We start from the raw sequence: 1,178 nt of genomic DNA on the forward strand, positions 1-1,178 counted from the left end.
GGTCAATACACTCGCGCGCATGACCGTGCACTTCATCGGGGCCGGGCCGGGCGCGGCCGATTTGTTGACGGTGCGCGCGGTCGAGTTGCTCCGCGCGTCGCCGGTGTGCCTGTACGCGGGGACCTATCTGGATCCCGGCGTGCTGGCGTACTGCGCGCCCGACGCCGAGCTGGTCGATACCCAGCGCTTGGACCTCGACCAGATCACCGAGCGTCTGGTGCGCGCGGACCGGGCCGGACAGGACGTGGCCCGCCTGTGCTCGGGCGACCCGTCGCTGTATTCGGCGCTGACCGAGCAGACCCGCAGGTTGGACGCGCACGGGGTGCCGTGGGATGTCACACCGGGCGTGCCCGCCTATGCCGCCGCGGCGGCGGTGCTCGGTGCGGAGTTGACCGTGCCGGAGCTGGTCCAGTCGGTCGTGCTGACCCGGGCGCAGGCCCGCTCCACCGCGATGCCCGAGTCCGAAGCGCTGGCGAATTTCGCCGCCACCGGCGCGACCCTCGCGCTGCACCTGGCCGTCACTCGCACCCGCGCGACGGCCGCCGAACTGGCCGCCGAGTACGGCCCGCACTGCCCGGTCGCTGTCGTCTACCGCGCCAGCCAGCCCGAGCAATTGATCCTGCGTGGGACCCTGGCCGACATCGCCGACCAGGTCGAGGCCGCCGGACTGCGGCAGGCCGCGGTGATCCTGGTTGGCCGCGCGCTCACGCCGGCGGTGTCGTGCGCGGAATCCCACCTCTATGACCCGGCGCGGGTGCGCGGGTCGTGACGGCGGGTGCCATAGGCGGCCGCCTCCCGCGGCGCGAAAGCGCCGGTTTGGGGCGGGGGTGACGCATGTGAGAACCGCAACATCCCCCTGGCAAACCTCTTACGACCTACCTACCTGCGTTGATGTGCAGTGGCTATGACGATTGGTTGGTCGGCTGCCGGGGGCGACGGTAGATTGATCCGGTGATTCGCAAAGAAGGTCCCGGCGGAGCCGGTCGGTGGGTGCTGGGCACGGGCGAGCCCATGTAACGAGCCCGGCCGGTTGGACAGATAGTTCAATTGAACATTTTTGCCTGATTTGATGTGAGAACTGAACCTGGAGACGCAGGCGCCACGCTCGGATAGGTGGAGCGCCCTCTCCGGGTGTGGTCGGGGAGCGCTTGCGTGGTGTTCCGGAAGCGAGGTTACGG

1 protein-coding gene is annotated in these 1,178 nt (G+C 69.6%); it reads left to right on the top strand.

Annotated features, from left to right (window positions below; genetic code table 11):
• Nucleotides 1-19 precede the first annotated feature (19 nt).
• On the top strand, nucleotides 20-769 hold the full coding sequence (gene cobM, locus ACL03I_RS06040) for a precorrin-4 C(11)-methyltransferase (RefSeq protein ID WP_412805315.1): 750 nt from the start codon (nucleotides 20-22) through the stop codon (nucleotides 767-769).
• Nucleotides 770-1,178: the final 409 nt, after the last annotated feature.

This window comes from Nocardia sichangensis, assembly GCF_047200615.1.
Taxonomy (GTDB): Bacteria; Actinomycetota; Actinomycetes; order Mycobacteriales; family Mycobacteriaceae; genus Nocardia; species Nocardia sichangensis.